This is a genomic window from Stenotrophomonas sp. Steno-Z4 (assembly GCF_056393145.1).
This window is the reverse complement of record NZ_JBWJPC010000006.1, coordinates 183,386-198,769: the sequence shown is the minus strand read 5'-3', so window position 1 is coordinate 198,769 and position 15,384 is coordinate 183,386. Positions and strand designations below refer to the sequence as shown.

The following is a 15,384-nucleotide window of genomic DNA, read 5'->3' as shown; positions in this document are numbered from 1 at the left end:
ATGGCGCACGGGTGATGACGGCCTGCCGGGATCCCGCGCCCTGCAACGACTTCGAAGCAGCGCTTGAATGGTTCAGTCAGGTTCGATTGATGTAGTCGATTGCAGCAGCAGAGCCCGTGGGTAGGATCGGCGCCCTCCCGCGCCCCCTGCGCCTGCCGCGACGCCCTGCCTGTGCCGACGATGTCTCCCTCCCCCGTCCTCTCCACGCTTTCACCTGCCGCGGCACGCGTGCCCGCCATCCCGTCGCGGCCAGCGCGCATGCCCAGCCCGGGCCAGGTGCACAACCGCACGGTAATGGAATCAGGGATCACGCTGCCGCTGCGTGGAGTACCCCACACGCAGCTGCGCGCGCTCGCCGACCGCCTGGCTGCGGCACCGATCGACACCACGCTGTTGCACGCGCTGATCGAGGGAGGGTTGCCGGGAACGCCACTTGGGGATGGCATTGCCGAGTGGCTGGCAGGGCGCTGCGTGCTGCCGGTGTGCGAAAAAGAAGAGGCGCTGGCATGGCGATGCGTGCTGCTGCATGCGCTTCGACTGCCAACTGCCCACTGGGAGGTTGAATGCATCACCGAACGGCAGCGGCTCACGGCAGCCACCGCCGCTGCAGACCCGTTTCTGCAGCGACTGCGCGACGCGCTGTACCGCCCGATGCACGTCACAACCGGGCAGTGGCAGGCACTGCTGCTCGAACGTCGCCAGCAGGACGGGCAGGCAGACGCACGCGCGGTGGCGCTGGATCTTCAGAAGGACCGTCTCGGTGGAAAGAATGACCACCTCCGCTGGGCCTGGGCCCTGGCCCAGCTTCAAGCGCTGGCACCGGAAGCATCGCCGCGAACGCTGCAGCGGGCACTACGGCATGTGCGCCAGCAGCGCGATGCCGGTCTGGTCGAGCCGCGCGCAGGCCTGCCCAAGGTGTTCGACTCGCTCGATGCGTCCGCGATCAAGGCGACTTACGCGCGCTTGGCCGCGCTTCATGGCGGTGCAACCGATGAACGCCGAGCATCGTCCGCAGCTGTCACACCCCACGCGCTGGCCCGCGAGCTGCTGGCGGTATCCCATCAATCCAGCCTCGACTGCCAGGCACAGGTAATGCCGCTGGGCCGCTATGACAGCGTCGCCCGCGCGTTGGTCAGCCTGTTGAGCGTGCCGTGGCAGTTGCCGCAGATGCTGGGAACGGGCTTCGGCGTGGCGTATGCCGGTGCGGTGGGTGCGCGCCTGCTGGGTCACACCGCGCGGGCAGCGGATGCGGTTGTCGATGCCGCGCGGACGCTGGACCTCGATGCCGCCTGGATGCTTCCGTTGCAGAGCGTTGCCTGTACACCGGCAGCTGGCGCCGCCACGCCTGCATCGAACAGCGATGCGCTGCTCGGTCGGCAGCGCCCCGGCACCGCGCTCGCGCAACCGGGCCAGTGCTGGGAAGAACGGCGCACCGTGCCGGGCCTCTTGCGCGCGCAGGCGGCGGCGATGGGTGCGCTGCTGGCACGCCAAGCACAACCTGCTGCAACTTCACAGCGGACGCCGATGCCGGCGATGGTACCCACTGCAGAGGCGCGCTCTGTGCATCATCCCGCTGTGCTGCCACTGGCACTGTCCGGTGCACTCACCGACATGGGCGTGCCGGCGTTCGTCCCGACTGGCACGCCGTCGCTGCCCGGCAGCGCAGCCGCCCAAGCCATGGTGCCGATGCAAGGTACGCTGCCACTGGCGGTACTGGTCCCGCTGATGGACCGCATTCCGCCGCGCGACTGGTGGGAGGCGCTGGACTGGCAGGTGCCGCGCACGCCGGCCGGGCTGCATGCCGCCGTGACCGATGCGTTCGCTGCTGCCGGGCTCGACCTGCAGCAGCGCACGCCGACGCCGGCGGCGTTGGCAGCCTTCTTCGATGCTGCTCCCGCGCGCGCATGGTACGCCGCGCTGCAGGATTTCGCGCTGCTGCCCGAAGGCGCCAAGCGCACGCTTGCAGGCGGCGACAGTGCTGTCGCCCGCGCCTATGCCTTTACCCGCATGCTGGACGTGCTGACCCATGGCCCACACGAGGACACCGATGCTGCCGCGCTGCACCCGCTGGCCCGCATCGGCAGCGCTGCCGTCGGCCATCTGCAGGCGCAGGAGGATGTCCCACTGGCTGCAGCGCACGCGTATTTCGATGCGCTGGCCTGGCAGACCGATACCGTCGCCGGACGCCTGGCGGTGCCGATGACCGCGCCCCAGCTGGACGCCCACCTTGCTCGCATGCGCCAGGCGTACGGCATGCCGGTCCCGCATCCTGGGGACCCGGCGCAGACGCGGCGCTGGCTGGTCGAGGCAGAGCCCGCGTTGCTGGATGCCACCGGCTTCGAGGTGCTGGATGCCGCCGACGCGCTGCTGGCCGACCTGCTGGTCAGCCTGCGCGGGATGGTCGATCCGTTGCGGTTCGGCGAAGGCTGGGATTGGCGCGGCAGTGCCCCCGCGGTTGCCGACTGGCGTGATCATCTGGAACGCCGCGCGGCGATGGCGGGCACGCACTGGGCGACCGAACTGGGCGCGCTGTTCCATCACATTGCCGCGTCGTTGGCGCGCTACGACGACCTGGAACCGGCGCTGCAGTCGGTCATCGATCCGCGCCGCAGCGATCTGCGCGTGCTGACCCGTGAGCTGATCGCACCGGTGGTGCAGCTGTATGCCGGACTGGACATGCCGATGGATCGTGCCGATCCCTGGTACCCCGTGGCGTACAGCACCTGCGCGGCGTTCTTTGCGTGGGTGGGCGACACCCGTTCGTCGCCGGCACTGGACCTGCTCGAACGCATGGATCTGGGCGGCAACCCAATGCCGCTGCGCCGGCTGCTGCCGCCGATCAGCATCGGCCGGCCGCTGCCTGGTGCGGTGATCCGCCATCTACTGGGCAGCGAGCGCTACCCGGCCACGGCAGCGGAGCAGGAGCGCGCCCTGCTGCGGCTCATGCGCGGCGATGAAAGCCGCGAGCTGATCGCCTCGACGCTGGGTATTGCCAGGGAAGCGGTCACGCCGGAGCTTGCACACGGCTTCTTCCGCACCCTGGCGGTGTTGCCCGGTGGTGAAACGCTGGGCGGCTGGCGAACGGCATTCGAGCGCGGTTCGACCTGGCACCTGTCACCCGCCGAATGGCTGACGCTGCAACCGGCCAGTGCGCTGGCCGCGTTATGGCGCGCCCCGGACGGCTACGACAACCGGCGCGGCCTGGTGAACGTGGTGAACCGCGCAAGCGCCTCGCGCGTGCAGACGCGCCAGGCGCAGGGTGTGCCGGAATTGTGGACGCGGATCATGGAAGGACCCGCCGCGCTCGATGACTGGTGCGGCAGCGACGACGCGCGCCACACGGTCTGGCGGCATCTGCTGCGCCCGCTGCCGGGCGGCACCGCGCCGTCGCGACTGGACCATGCCGCTCCGCTGACGGCCGCCACCTGTACCGCGCTGCTGTCGGCCTCGGCACAGGCCCAGCTCGCACTCCCTGCAGAACCGGGCGGATGGGGCGAGCGCACGGCTGCCGACGACGGCGCACCAGTATTGTCGTTGGCGATCGCGCTGCGTGCACGTTACCCGGCATTGACCACCGATGAGTCCATCGCCTTCAGTACCGCGCTGCTGCCGCCAGATGCGCGTGCAGCAAGCGGGCCGGACGCACCCCTGCAGTTCCCGCTGCTGGCGCCGCGCCGCGACCTTCCCGCACCCGTCGATGCCATCGAGCGGGCGCTGCCGGAGTACGCGCTGCGCGAAACGCCAACGCCCGCACCGGCCAGTCCGGCCCCGACCCGGCCCGCCTGCCCGAACTGGATACCCTGCTCGACCGTTTCGGGCTTTCGCTGTTGCACCCACGCAATGAGCGCGACAGCGATGCGGCGCCGTTGGCGGCCGTGGACGCGTGGGCGCTGATGAGCCGCACCCGCCAGTTCGCCGAGTTCTGCCGGCCGCTGCTGGCCGAGGCCGGCTGGCACGGCGGCAGCGCGGGAGAGACAGCGTCGCCGCGTGGCGCGCAGTCGCTGCTGGCAAGGTTGATGCTGGAACGCTATGTGGGCCTTGAGCGGATCGACGCCCTGCGTGATCGATTCGCCTCGCCCAGCGTGGTCGATGCGCGCGTTACCGACCTCGCCCGCGAGCTGCGCGATGCGGTGCTGCAGACCAACCCCGGCGCATCACCGGCGGCACTGGAGATCGTGTACTGGATGCTGGCCAGCGAGCTGGAGCAGCCTGCGCTGCTGGTCAACGGCATTCCGGAGTGGCTGGGCTACGCAGGCTCGCCCCTGAGCGTGTCGCTGCTGCATGCCGCGACGTTCGTGAATGCCATGCAGCCCGGTGCATGCGGCCGGCTCGACTTCGACACGCTCACCGCCCTGCCCGCGCAGCTGGCGAAGCCCGTGGATGCCGCAGGCGAGCACGATGCACTGCATGAGGCGTGGGCACGCACGCTGGTGCCGGCGGCGGTGGCCTGTGCGAGCGCGCACGGCGTGATTCCCCCCAACACCCGGCTCGATGCGGTAAGCGGGCAGCAGATCAGCGATGCACTCGCCTTCCTGCAGGCGCAGCAGGGCCAGCACGCGTTGCATGTGGAGCAGCTGGAAAGCCCCGCACCGCGACGCATGGACGTTGCGGCACAAACGCTGCGCGAAGCCGGCGTGCCGCCAGCGCTGTGGTCGCAGCGCCCGGCGGATATCGGCGAGGACTACCTGGCGCAGCATGGCATCGTGCCGTCGCGCCTGGTGGCATTCGAATCGCATCTCTACGCGTTGGGCAAACCCTCGGCCGCGGGCGGTGATCCGCCCGACGATCCGCAGCAGCGGATCCTGGTCACCAACGATGATTCGCTGCAGGCACTGCTGGTGGCGGATGCCTATCTGTCCACCTCCGGACCCACCACCGCAGACCGCTACGCTGCCGAATTCGATACCTACCAGCGGCGCGTGGAGTCTGGCCTGGCCGGCCTGATCACCACGGCACTGGAGGGCCTGCCCGCGGAGGACCGCCAGCTGCTGCAGGAGGCGACGTGCAGCACGCTGCGGGTCAGCTGCGATGGCCGCCAGGCCGACCAGGGCCTGCTGTTGCGCTGCGATCCGGCCGGTAGCGATGACGCACCGGCGTATTACGAAATCGTGCCGCAGGCCGGCATGGCACGCCGGGCATGGGCGGACCCGGTGCTCGGGCCGCTGATCGATGTTGAAGGACTGATCAGCGGCGCGGTGCGGCGCACCCGCGATGGCAACGGCCTCAACCCGCTGCCGGGTCTGTCGCTGGCGTCTGCCGGCGTGGCCATCCGCGGCAGCGATGGGCAGAAGCTGAGCGGCATCGCCAAACTGGCCGCCACGCATCTGTGGCAGCCGGTGCTGGACCGCGTCCGCAGCGAGGAGCTGGCCCACCTGACCGGGTTGGAACAACGGCGGAAGCGCGAGCTGCATGTACTGAACGAGCTGGCCGAATTCGCCGTGCCAGGGTACGGCTGCGCCGAGCAGCTGCAGGCCGGTGACCTGTCATTGGGCACGCTCGCCAAGTGTGCGATGGACGCACCCGTGCTGGAGGTGGGCAGGTTCGTTGCCTGCACCGTGCGCATCGCGGAAGCGGCCGGCGAGCGAACCATCCAGTCGATTGCCGCCGAGGCCGGCAGCGCGCTGGTGACGCTGGGCAAGGACGTCGCGCGCAAGGGCGGCCTGGGCACGATCGAAACAGTTGGCAAGGGCGCGCTGTGGGCAGGCAGCCACGCCTGGAACAGTGCGCTGGAGGGCGCAGGTTGGCTGCGCCGGGCGCTGCGCAGCGGCACCGCGCTGGACGGATCGGCGCTGGCCGTGGAGCGCGCTGTTTCGCAGGGCGCTGCGCCGGCAGGCGCGGTGCAGGCCCTGAAGACCCGAACGCCATCGCTGGCCGAGGCGCGGCTGGCCGACGGCAGCGTGGCGCTGGTTGTCGCGCAGCGCACGTCCTGGCACCGCTTCGACCTGATCACAGGTCACGCCTATGGGCCGCCACTGGAGGAATTCACCTTCGAGCACGAGCTGCCATCCACGATTCCGGCACGCCGCACGGAACAGGGCCTGCAGGTATCGGTGGGCGATACGCCCGTGCAGTTCCTCGCACACGGGGATGACGAGTGGGACGTGCTGCTGCAAGGCCAACGCTACCGCCTCAATGCCGATGGCGACGCACTGGAAGCCCTGCCTGCCAACGTTTGGCCCAACGAGCGCGGTTATTGGCAACCGCTGCCGGCCAGCTGCCGCCCGCGGCGTTCGCTCGAGGTGCTGCCGTGTGCGCGGCAGTCGCGACTGCGCTTCGTACCGGATGCGGCCAGCGACCTGGACGTCGGCACCCTTCCCCCGGAGCGCATGGACGCCCTTGCCGCTGCCACCCGCGAGTTCACCCTGGACCTGGACCATGTCTCCCCCGGCACCGGTGAAACGCTGCGCCTGATGGTGCACAAGGGCGAGATCTGCACGTGGACCCCGTCGGCGAAGGGTGCACCGCCGACGTTGCCCCCGCTGCCGGCGGCCCTGCGCGATGCGCTCGGCCTGCCCGCCAGCGTGAGCTATCCCGACGCGCTGCGCGGCACGCTGGTGGATGCGCCGGACTTCGGCCTGGGTATGTCGGCGCAGGCGGCAGATCTGACGCGCCTGCGGCAGACGCTGCCCGTGGTGGACGTCGGCGCACTGGTTCCCGGTATCGCGGATGCGCGCCGCCTGCGTGCGATCCGGGTGGAAACACCGTTCCTGCGCGGGTTGTGCATCGAGCCCGATGATGGGGTGTTCTACCAGGCCGCGCTACCGGATGCCCTCGAGGCCGGCGCCGAAGTGCAGTTCACCCGCCTGCAGGACGAGCGCGACGCGGCAGCCATCCATGCCTACCTGCGCACGTCGGAAGGCTACCGGATGAACCTGCTGCGCCCGTACCTGGAACAGGACCGGGAGAACATCGCGCGCCTGGCCTACAGCTTCATCCGCCCCGGCCTGAGCGAGGACCAGCTGGCACAGTTCCCCACCTACGACGCGTACGTCGATTACTTCGCCGCGCGCGGGCGCCCGGATGTGCTCAAGCGCTACGCTGACCGTGTGTTGACCGGCGAGCGCGAACAGCTCGGCTTCGTCCAGATCGCGCGTCGCCGCATCCCGGACTGGAAGGCGATGGGCAGCGCCACGGAAGAAGAACGCGACCAGGTTGCCGCCGTCCTCAATGCGCTGCTGCCGGCGACCGGTGGCAAGGGCACCTGGCAGCCGGTGGACGCGGCCGCGCTGGCCCTGCCGGATACCGGCCGGTTGATCCAGGCGCACCTGAAGGGCGCCAACCTGGCGTTTGCCGAGATCATCGACGATGACGGCAAGCGGACCATCGAGTACGCGCTCTCCGGTGGGAAGCGGGGCCGCAACGTTCAATTGCGGCAAGACGCATCGCTCGGTGACGGCACCCGCTTCGTCGATGCCCGCAAGGCGATGCAGGGCGTAGCACCCTTGAAGACGATCACCAGCCTGCCGGTGGTGCGCAACCTCGACAATCTCGAAGGGCGTCCGTTCAGCCGCAAGCTGGATTCCGAGGCCCTGATCGCCAGCGCCATGGAGGACCACCCGCGCGCAATCTCGTTCAGGCTGTGGACGCTGCAGGACACCTGCCGCTCATGCGGCGGGGTGGTGATGCAACAGCTCCGCAACCGGTTCCCGGAAGCCGAACCCTTCTCGGTGCGTTACATGGTGGACTACGGAGCCCCCGCGCGCGTGCTCGAGCCACTGCCGGCCGCTGCGGAGCGGCTGGAGCCCGACGCAGGGCTGGTCACCTATTTCGACCAGTGGCGTCAGGACGCTGGCATGAGCTAGCGCCATGGGCCATGCTGGTACCGGCGGCGCCGCGTCCTGCGGCGTCGCGCCCTGCCCCGCGCCCGAGGCCTGCATGGATTTCCTCAAGCTGCTGCGTTCGCTCGAAGAGTTCCTGTACGAGCTCTGCACCTGGTTCCTGTTCTTCCCGCGCACGCTGTACCGGGTGGTGATGCATCCGCGGCGGATGGCGCAGTACGTGAACACCGAACTGACCCAGAAGCTGGAGCGCCAGTTCGACGATGCGATCAGCCCGCCGATGTTCCTGATGCTGGCGGTGCTGGTCGCGCACGGGGTGGAGCTGCTGATGCACCAGACCGTGGCCGGCACCAGCGAGCTGTCGCGCACGGTGATGGGCAACGAGGAAAGCCTGCTGCTGTACCGCTCCATCACCTTCGCGATCTGGCCGCTGATCGCCACCGTGCACCTGCTGCGCCGCAAGCGCGTGCCGATGACCCGCGAATCGCTGCGCCGCCCGTTCTTCATGCAGTGCTACCTGACCGCGCCGTTCGCGGTGGCGCTGTCCACCAGCATGGTGTTCGTGCGCCTGCCTGGCGAGCTCTCCACCACGCTCGGGATCGCCACCGGCGTGATCTCGGCCGGCTGGTACCTGGTGATCCAGGCCAGCTGGCTGAAGGTCGCCCTGCAGCGCTCCTGGCTGAACTCGGTACTGTCGGCGCTGTGGGTGTTCGCGCTGGGGACGGCGATCAACATGACGGTCGGGATCGTGCTGCTGGGCAGCTGAGCCGCTGCCCGCCGCTACCGCCAACGTCCGCATAGTCGGGCCCGGTCATTCCATGGCACCCTCTGCAAACGATTTCACGGAATGGAGGGATTCCCATGCTGTCTGCTTTTCGTCGTCCAGCCCTGCTGGCCCTGATCGCGCTGGCGTTGCCGCTCGGCTCCGCCCTGGCCAAGGCGCCCGAGCCGCTGCGGGTGATGTCATTCAATGTCCGCACCCCGGTGGACACCGAGCCGAACAAGCGCTGGGAGGACCGTCGCGATGCGATGGTGGCGCTGCTGCGCGAGCAGCACCCGGTGGTGTTCGGTACCCAGGAGCTCAAAACCAACCAGGCTGACTACCTGGTGCAGCACCTGCCCGGCTACCGGTGGTTTGGCGAGCCGCGTGGGCCCGGCGACAATGAGGAGCACATGGGCGTGTTCTACGACAGCGCCGCATTGAAGGTGGTCGAATCGGGCAACTTCTGGCTGTCCGATACACCGGAGGTGGCCGGCAGCATCACCTGGGGCAACCTGATGCCGCGCATGGTGACCTGGGCGCTGTTCGAACGTGCCGCCGACGGCAAGCGCTTCTACCTGTACAACACCCACCTGCCCTACCGCGATGAAGACGAGCCGCGCCGCGTACTGGGCGCCAAGCTGATCACCCAGCGCCTGGCCGCGCTGCCGAAGGACATTCCGGTGGTGGTCACCGGCGATTTCAACAGCGAACCGGGCAGCACCACGTATGCGGCGTTCACCACCGGACTGGCCGATGCCCGCAAGCTGGCACGCAAGGTCGAAGGCCCGCGCCTGACCTTCCAGAACTTCAGCGATACGCCCACCGCCGAGATCGACTGGATCCTGGTCCGCGGCTTTGGTGTGAACCGATTCGCCACGCTGGACCAGAAACCGGGCGGCGTGGTGCCGTCGGACCACTACCCGGTCCTGGCAGAACTGGTGTTCCCGGCCGCGTCCACGCCTTGACCGGTAACGCGTGACGCTCAACGGAGCACAGGCGGTTCCCGGAAACCCAACGGCAGTCGATCGGGATGCGAAGCTACCCCCGGCGCAGGCCCTCGAGTGCTTTGCACAGGGCCTGGTGCTGTTCGCGCGCTTGGCAGATCCGGGCGCTGATGGCCAGGAATACGCCAACGCCCACTACGCCGATGCCGAGCAGGCTGTCGGGCAAGCGCGCGAAGCCAAGGCTCACGGTGAGGGCGGCGGCAACCAGCAACACAATCACGCCTGGGGACAGTCCAGAGGACGCCGATGCCTGTTCTTCCTTTCCCGCACGTGGCGGCTTCCAGCAATTCCGTTGCATTACACATATCCCCGGACAGGGACTGTTTTTAGCACCGGGTCGGTTCTACCCGGCAGAGGCAAAGCCGTCAGCGCGGGGTTCTCCGGTACGCCTTTGCGGCGAACCATTACAAAGTGTGCAGGGGGCGACTCTTGCCGCCCCCTGCCGTCCATCACCGCATCGTGCCGGCCACCGCCGGCGGGGTTGCATCCTGCTGCTGGCCCCAACCGCCCAGCGCCTTGTACACACCGACCACGCTGACGTTCACCGTCGACTCGGCCGCCGCCAACGCGTCATCCGCCGCCAGCTGGGTGCGCTGTGCATCCAGCAGGGTCAGGAAATCTTCCGACCCTTCGCGGTAGCGGATCTGCGCCAGCTGTTCGGCACGCCGGGCGGCCTGCGCCTGCTCGGCGACGATCGCCAGGCGGGCCTGCTGCTTGGCATAACGGGTCAACGCGTTCTCGGTATCTTCCAGCGCCAGCAGCACCGCCTTCTCATACTCGGCCGCCGCGCCGTCAGCCTGGGCCTTGCTGGCCCGCAGGCGCGCCTTCACGGTACCGAAATCGAACGCAGCCCAGCTGATCGACGGGGTCACCGACCATGCCTTGTTGTTGCCGTTGACCAGCCCGCTGGCATCGCCGGACAGGAAGCCGACAAACCCGCTCAGGCTGATCCGCGGGAACAGATCGGCGGTGGCCACGCCAACCCGCGCCGTGGCGGCGGCCAGGCGACGCTCAGCGACGCGCACGTCGGCACGCTGGCGCAGCAGGTCGGTGGTATCGCCGAGCGGCAATGCCTTGGCATACGGCGCGGCATCACGCGGTTCCAGCAGCGTGTCCAACGCGTCCGGGCGCTGCCCCAGCAGCACCGCCAGCCGATGCCGCGACTGCACTTCGGCCACTTCCAGCAGCGGAATGTCGGCCTCGATCGCCTTCAACCGCGCCCGGCTGCTCTGCACGTCCAGTTCGCTGCCCGCCCCCAGGTCCCACCGGGTTTCGGTGAGCTTCTGGGTGTCGCGCAGGTTCACCAGCGTGCGCTTGGCGACTTCGATGCGCTTCTGGGTGCCGCGCAGTTCGAAGTAGTTGCGCGCCACTTCGGCAGCCACCGTGACCTGCGCGTCGGCCAGGTTGTCCTGCTCGGCGCCCAGGTCCGCACGCGCCGCTTCGGCGGCACGGCGCTGGCGACCGAACAGATCCAGCTCCCAGCCGGCGTCAAAGCCAAGCTGGTAGGTCTCGCTGAAGACACGCTCGCCACCGGCGGTCAGGTCCGGCTGCTTGCGGCGGTCGTAGCTGCCGCCGCTGGTCACGTGTGGCAGCTGGTCCAGGCGCTGCTCGACGAACACCGCACGGGCTTCGCGCACACGCGCCATCGCGATGCGCAGGTCCAGGTTGTCGCCCAGGGCGTCGTGCACCAGCTGTTCCAGCACCGGGTCATCGAACTGCGCCCACCAGCTGGCCACCGGCGAGGTGGTGCTGAACACCGGCGCGGCGGCGCCCTGCAGGACCACCGGCTGCGCCGGTGGTGCCTGGTAGTTGGGGCCGACGCTGACGCAGCCGGCCAGCAGCGCGCTGGCAACGGCGGCGGTCAACACACGGATCACCATGGCAGCACCTCGCCCAGGTAGGTGAAGCTGCCGTTGGGGCCGTCGGCACCGATCAGCGCCATGCCCACGCTGGAGCGCGCGCCATCGGCGATTTCGATTTCGCCTTCGCCCCGGTTCATGTCGGTTTTCACGTAGCCCGGGTGCACGGTGTTGACCTTGATGGTGCCCTCGCGCAGCTCATAGGCCAGCTGCACGGTCCAGGCGTTCACCGCGCTCTTGGACGCGTTGTAGGCCGGCACCGCGAAACCGTATATCGGCGAACCCGGCTGGCTGTGCAGGGTCAGCGAGCCCAGGATGCTGGACACGTTGACGATACGCCCGGCCGGCGATGCCTTGATCAGCGGCAGGAACGCCTGGGTGACCGCAATCACCGCGAACACGTTGGTGTCGAAGGTCTGCCGCCAGGTGTCCAGGGTCTGCGCCGACGGCGCCAGCGCGGGGTCGTCGAGCAGGATGCCGGCGTTGTTGACCAGGATGTCCAGCCGGCCATGGCGGTCGGTGACCTCCTGTACGGCGTCGGCGATGCTGGCGGCATCACCGACGTCCAGCTGGATCGCCTCCACCGGCAGGCCTTCGGCCTGCAGCTTCAGCGCTTCGGCCACGGCGGTGTCGCGCTTGCGCCCGGCCAGCAGCGTGTGCACGCCGGCCTGGGCCAGCTGGCGGACGGTTTCCAGGCCGATGCCACGGGTGGCACCGGTGACCAGGGCGATCTTGGAAGTAGCGGTATTCATGGGTGATTCCTCGTAGGGGTCGGGATCAGTGATGCAGGGTGGATTCGCCGTGGGTGACCAGCTTGCCGCCGCCATTCCGGCTCACGAACTTGCGCAGCGCCACGTAGAACACCGGGGTCAGGAACAGGCCGAACAGGGTCACACCGAGCATGCCGGCGAACACGGTGATACCGGTCACCGAGCGCACCTCCGCACCGGCGCCGTGCGACACCACCAGCGGGATGGTGCCGGCGATGAACGCGATGGAGGTCATCACGATCGGACGCAGACGCAGGCGGCACGCTTCCAGCGCGGCTTCCACGATCCCCTTGCCGCCCATTTCCAGCTCGCGGGCGAATTCGACGATCAGGATCGCGTTCTTGCACGCCAGGCCCATCAGCACCACCAGGCCCACCTGCACGAACACGTTGTTGTCACCGCCGGTCAACCATACGCCGAACAGGGCCGACAGCAGCGTCATCGGCACGATCAGGATCACCGCCAGCGGCAGCGACCAGCTCTCGTACAGGGCGGCCAGCACCAGGAACGCCAGCAGGATCGCCACCGGGAACACGATGAAGGCGGCCTTGCCCTGGGTGGCCTGCTGGTAGCTCAGGTCGGTCCATTCGGTGGTCATGCCCACCGGCAGCACCTTGGCGGCGATCTCGGTCAGGTTGTTCATCGCTTCGGCCGACGACAGCAGGCGCGGGTCGGCTTCGCCGGCCAGGTCCGCGGCCGGGTAGCCGTTGAAGCGCAGCACCGGGTCGGGGCCGTAGGTTTCCTTGACGGTCACCATCGAACCGATCGGCACCATCTCGCCACGGTCGTTGCGGGTACGCAGCTTGCCGATGTCTTCCACGCTGTTGCGGAACTGGCCGTCGGCCTGGGCGATCACCTGCCAGGTACGACCGAACTCGTTGAAGTCGTTGACGTAGGACGAACCCAGGTAGGTCTGCAGGGTGTCGAACAGCTCGGTGAGCTGCACGCCCTGCGCCTTGGCCTTGACCCGGTCCACTTCGGCATCCAGCTGCGGCACGTTGGCCTGGTAGCTGGTGATCGGGAAGGCCATGCCCGGGGTCTGCGCCACCGCACCCTGCATCTGGCTCACCGCCGTCTGCAACGCACCGTAGCCCAGGTTGCCGCGGTCTTCGATGAACATCTGGTAGCCGTTGCCGTTGCCCAGGCCCAGGATCGGCGGCGGCATCATCGCGAAGGCGAAGCCTTCCTGCAGCCCGGCGATCTTCTGGTTGATCTCGGCGTTGATCTCGGCAGCGGTGCGACCATGGCGCTCGTTGAACGGCTTGAGCGGAATGAACGCCACGCCGGTGTTGGGCGTGTTGGTGAACTGCAGCGCGTTCAGGCCCGGGAACGAAATGGTGTGCGCCACGCCCTCGGTTTCCTGGGCGATCCTGGCCACCTTGCGCAGCATTTCATCGGTACGGGCAATGGACGACCCTTCCGGCAGCTTCACACCGGCGATCAGGTACAGCTTGTCCTGGGTCGGGATGAAGCCCGGCGGCACCACCTTGAAGATGAAACCGGTGGCGACCAGCAGCACCGCGTACACCAGGAACACCGCACCACGACGACCCAGGATCTTCGACACGCCGCGCTCGTACTTCTCCGAGCTGGACTTGAAGAAGCGGTTGAACGGACGGAATACCCAGCCGAACAGGCGGTCGATGATGCGGGTGGGGCCATCCTTGGGCGCGTCATGCGGCTTGAGCAGGCGCGCGGCCAGGGCCGGCGACAGGGTCAGCGAGTTGATCGCCGAGATCACCGTGGAGATGGCGATGGTGACGGCGAACTGCTTGTAGAACTGGCCGGTCACACCGGACAGGAACGCCATCGGCACGAACACCGCACACAGCACCAGCGCGATCGCGACGATCGGCCCGGACACTTCCTTCATGGCCTGGTGCGCAGCGGTAAGCGGGGTCAGGCCCTCTTCGATGTTGCGTTCGACGTTTTCCACCACCACGATCGCGTCATCGACCACGATGCCGATCGCCAACACCAGCCCGAACAGGCTCAGCGTGTTGATCGAGAAGCCCAGCACGTACAGCGCGGCGAACGTACCCACGATGGACACCGGCACGGCGATCAACGGAATGATCGAGGCGCGCCAGGTCTGCAGGAACAGGATCACCACCAGCACCACCAGCGCGATGGCTTCCAGCAGCGTGGAGACCACCGCCTTGATCGAGTCGCGCACGAAGATGGTGGTGTCGTACACCGCTTCGTACTTGACGTCGTCCGGGAAGGTCTTCTGCATCTCGTCCATCGTGCCGATCACCGCATCGCGGATCTCCAGCGCGTTGGCACCCGGGGCCTGGAAGATACCGATGCCCACCGCGTTCTTGCCATCCAGCTGAGAGCGCAGGGTGTAATCGCCGGCACCCAGTTCCACCCGGGCCACGTCGGACAGCCGCACCACTTCACCGTCGGTACCGGCCTTGAGCACGATGTCACCGAACTCCTGCTCGCTGCGCAGGCGGCCCTGGGCATTGATCAGGGTCAGGAACTGGCTGTTGGGCATCGGCTCGGCGCCGAGCTGGCCGGCCGAGACCTGCACGTTCTGCTCGCGCATGGCGCGCACCACGTCGCTGGCGGTCAGGCCGCGCGCGGCCACCTTGTCCGGGTCCAGCCAGGCACGCATGGCGTAGTCGCCGCCACCGAAGATCTGCGCGTCGCCCACGCCCTGGATGCGCGCCAGCGCGTCCTTGACGTGCAGGCGGGCGTAGTTGCGCAGGTACAGGGTGTCGTACTTGCCCTTCGGCGAGGTCAGGTGCACCACCATCAGGAAGGTGGGCGACTGCTTCTGGGTGGTCACACCCTGCCGCCGCACATCTTCCGGCAGGCGTGCCTGGGCCTGCGCCACGCGGTTCTGCACCTTCACCGCCGCATCGTCCGGGTCGGTGCCCGGGCGGAAGGTGACGGTCATCTGCAGGACGCCGTCCGAACCGGCCACCGACTTGAGGTACATCATGCCCTCAACGCCGTTGATCGCCTCTTCCAGCGGGGTGGCCACGGTTTCGGCGATCACCTTCGGGTTCGCACCCGGGTACACGGTGCGCACCACCACCGACGGCGGCACCACTTCGGGGTACTCGCCGATCGGCAGCATGGGTATGGAGATCAGGCCGGCGGCGAAGATCACGATCGACAGCACCGCCGCGAAAATCGGCCTGTCGATGAAGAAACGGGAAAAGTCCATTAGGGGATTCCTGGGTTTTCACCAACGCCGGC

General features: G+C 68.4%; 8 protein-coding genes. 4 read left to right on the top strand and 4 right to left on the bottom strand.

The window, feature by feature from the left end:
- Positions 1 to 180: 180 nt before the first annotated feature.
- From AC06E7_RS15175 to AC06E7_RS15160, 4 genes are all read left to right on the top strand, one after another.
- Entirely contained in the window at positions 181 to 3,894 is a 3,714-nt protein-coding gene (locus tag AC06E7_RS15175; RefSeq protein ID WP_478065196.1) for a hypothetical protein, read from the top strand.
- The gene (locus tag AC06E7_RS15170; protein WP_478065195.1) at positions 3,828 to 7,802 is read left to right on the top strand and encodes a deaminase domain-containing protein; all 3,975 of its coding nucleotides are present in this window, start codon (positions 3,828 to 3,830) and stop codon (positions 7,800 to 7,802) included. The genes AC06E7_RS15175 and AC06E7_RS15170 overlap by 67 nt, the downstream gene beginning before the upstream one ends.
- A 73-nt stretch (positions 7,803 to 7,875) precedes the next feature.
- On the top strand, positions 7,876 to 8,544 hold the full coding sequence (locus tag AC06E7_RS15165; RefSeq protein ID WP_478065194.1) for a hypothetical protein: 669 nt from the start codon (positions 7,876 to 7,878) through the stop codon (positions 8,542 to 8,544).
- A gap of 95 nt (positions 8,545 to 8,639) precedes the next feature.
- Positions 8,640 to 9,506 (top strand): endonuclease/exonuclease/phosphatase family protein, encoded by an 867-nt coding sequence (locus AC06E7_RS15160; RefSeq protein ID WP_478065193.1) that lies wholly within the window; start codon positions 8,640 to 8,642, stop codon positions 9,504 to 9,506.
- A gap of 73 nt (positions 9,507 to 9,579) precedes the next feature.
- On the opposite strand, the gene AC06E7_RS15155 is transcribed toward AC06E7_RS15160, so the two are convergent.
- The 4 genes from AC06E7_RS15155 to AC06E7_RS15140 all read right to left on the bottom strand — a co-directional run bounded on the left by AC06E7_RS15155 (position 9,580) and on the right by AC06E7_RS15140 (position 15,352).
- On the bottom strand, positions 9,580 to 9,765 hold the full coding sequence (locus tag AC06E7_RS15155) for a hypothetical protein (protein ID WP_478065192.1): 186 nt from the start codon (positions 9,763 to 9,765) through the stop codon (positions 9,580 to 9,582).
- Positions 9,766 to 9,994: 229 nt separating this feature from the next.
- The gene (locus AC06E7_RS15150; RefSeq protein WP_068851111.1) at positions 9,995 to 11,425 is read right to left on the bottom strand and encodes an efflux transporter outer membrane subunit; all 1,431 of its coding nucleotides are present in this window, start codon (positions 11,423 to 11,425) and stop codon (positions 9,995 to 9,997) included.
- Positions 11,419 to 12,156 carry an SDR family oxidoreductase gene (locus AC06E7_RS15145; protein WP_478065191.1) on the bottom strand — a complete coding sequence of 246 codons (738 nt, stop codon included), beginning with the start codon at positions 12,154 to 12,156 and terminating at the stop codon, positions 11,419 to 11,421. The genes AC06E7_RS15150 and AC06E7_RS15145 overlap by 7 nt, the downstream gene beginning before the upstream one ends.
- A gap of 25 nt (positions 12,157 to 12,181) precedes the next feature.
- Positions 12,182 to 15,352 carry an efflux RND transporter permease subunit gene (locus AC06E7_RS15140; protein ID WP_478065190.1) on the bottom strand — a complete coding sequence of 1,057 codons (3,171 nt, stop codon included), beginning with the start codon at positions 15,350 to 15,352 and terminating at the stop codon, positions 12,182 to 12,184.
- Positions 15,353 to 15,384: the final 32 nt, after the last annotated feature.

Bases quoted from the DNA above. Each gene is read 5' to 3' on its own strand.
- AC06E7_RS15175 (WP_478065196.1), top strand. From the start codon at position 181: ATGTCTCCCTCCCCCGTCCTCTCCACGCTTTCACCTGCCGCGGCACGC.
- AC06E7_RS15165 (WP_478065194.1), top strand. From the start codon at position 7,876: ATGGATTTCCTCAAGCTGCTGCGTTCGCTCGAAGAGTTCCTGTACGAG.
- AC06E7_RS15160 (WP_478065193.1), top strand. From the start codon at position 8,640: ATGCTGTCTGCTTTTCGTCGTCCAGCCCTGCTGGCCCTGATCGCGCTG.
- AC06E7_RS15150 (WP_068851111.1), bottom strand. From the start codon at position 11,425: ATGGTGATCCGTGTGTTGACCGCCGCCGTTGCCAGCGCGCTGCTGGCC.
- AC06E7_RS15145 (WP_478065191.1), bottom strand. From the start codon at position 12,156: ATGAATACCGCTACTTCCAAGATCGCCCTGGTCACCGGTGCCACCCGT.
- AC06E7_RS15140 (WP_478065190.1), bottom strand. From the start codon at position 15,352: ATGGACTTTTCCCGTTTCTTCATCGACAGGCCGATTTTCGCGGCGGTG.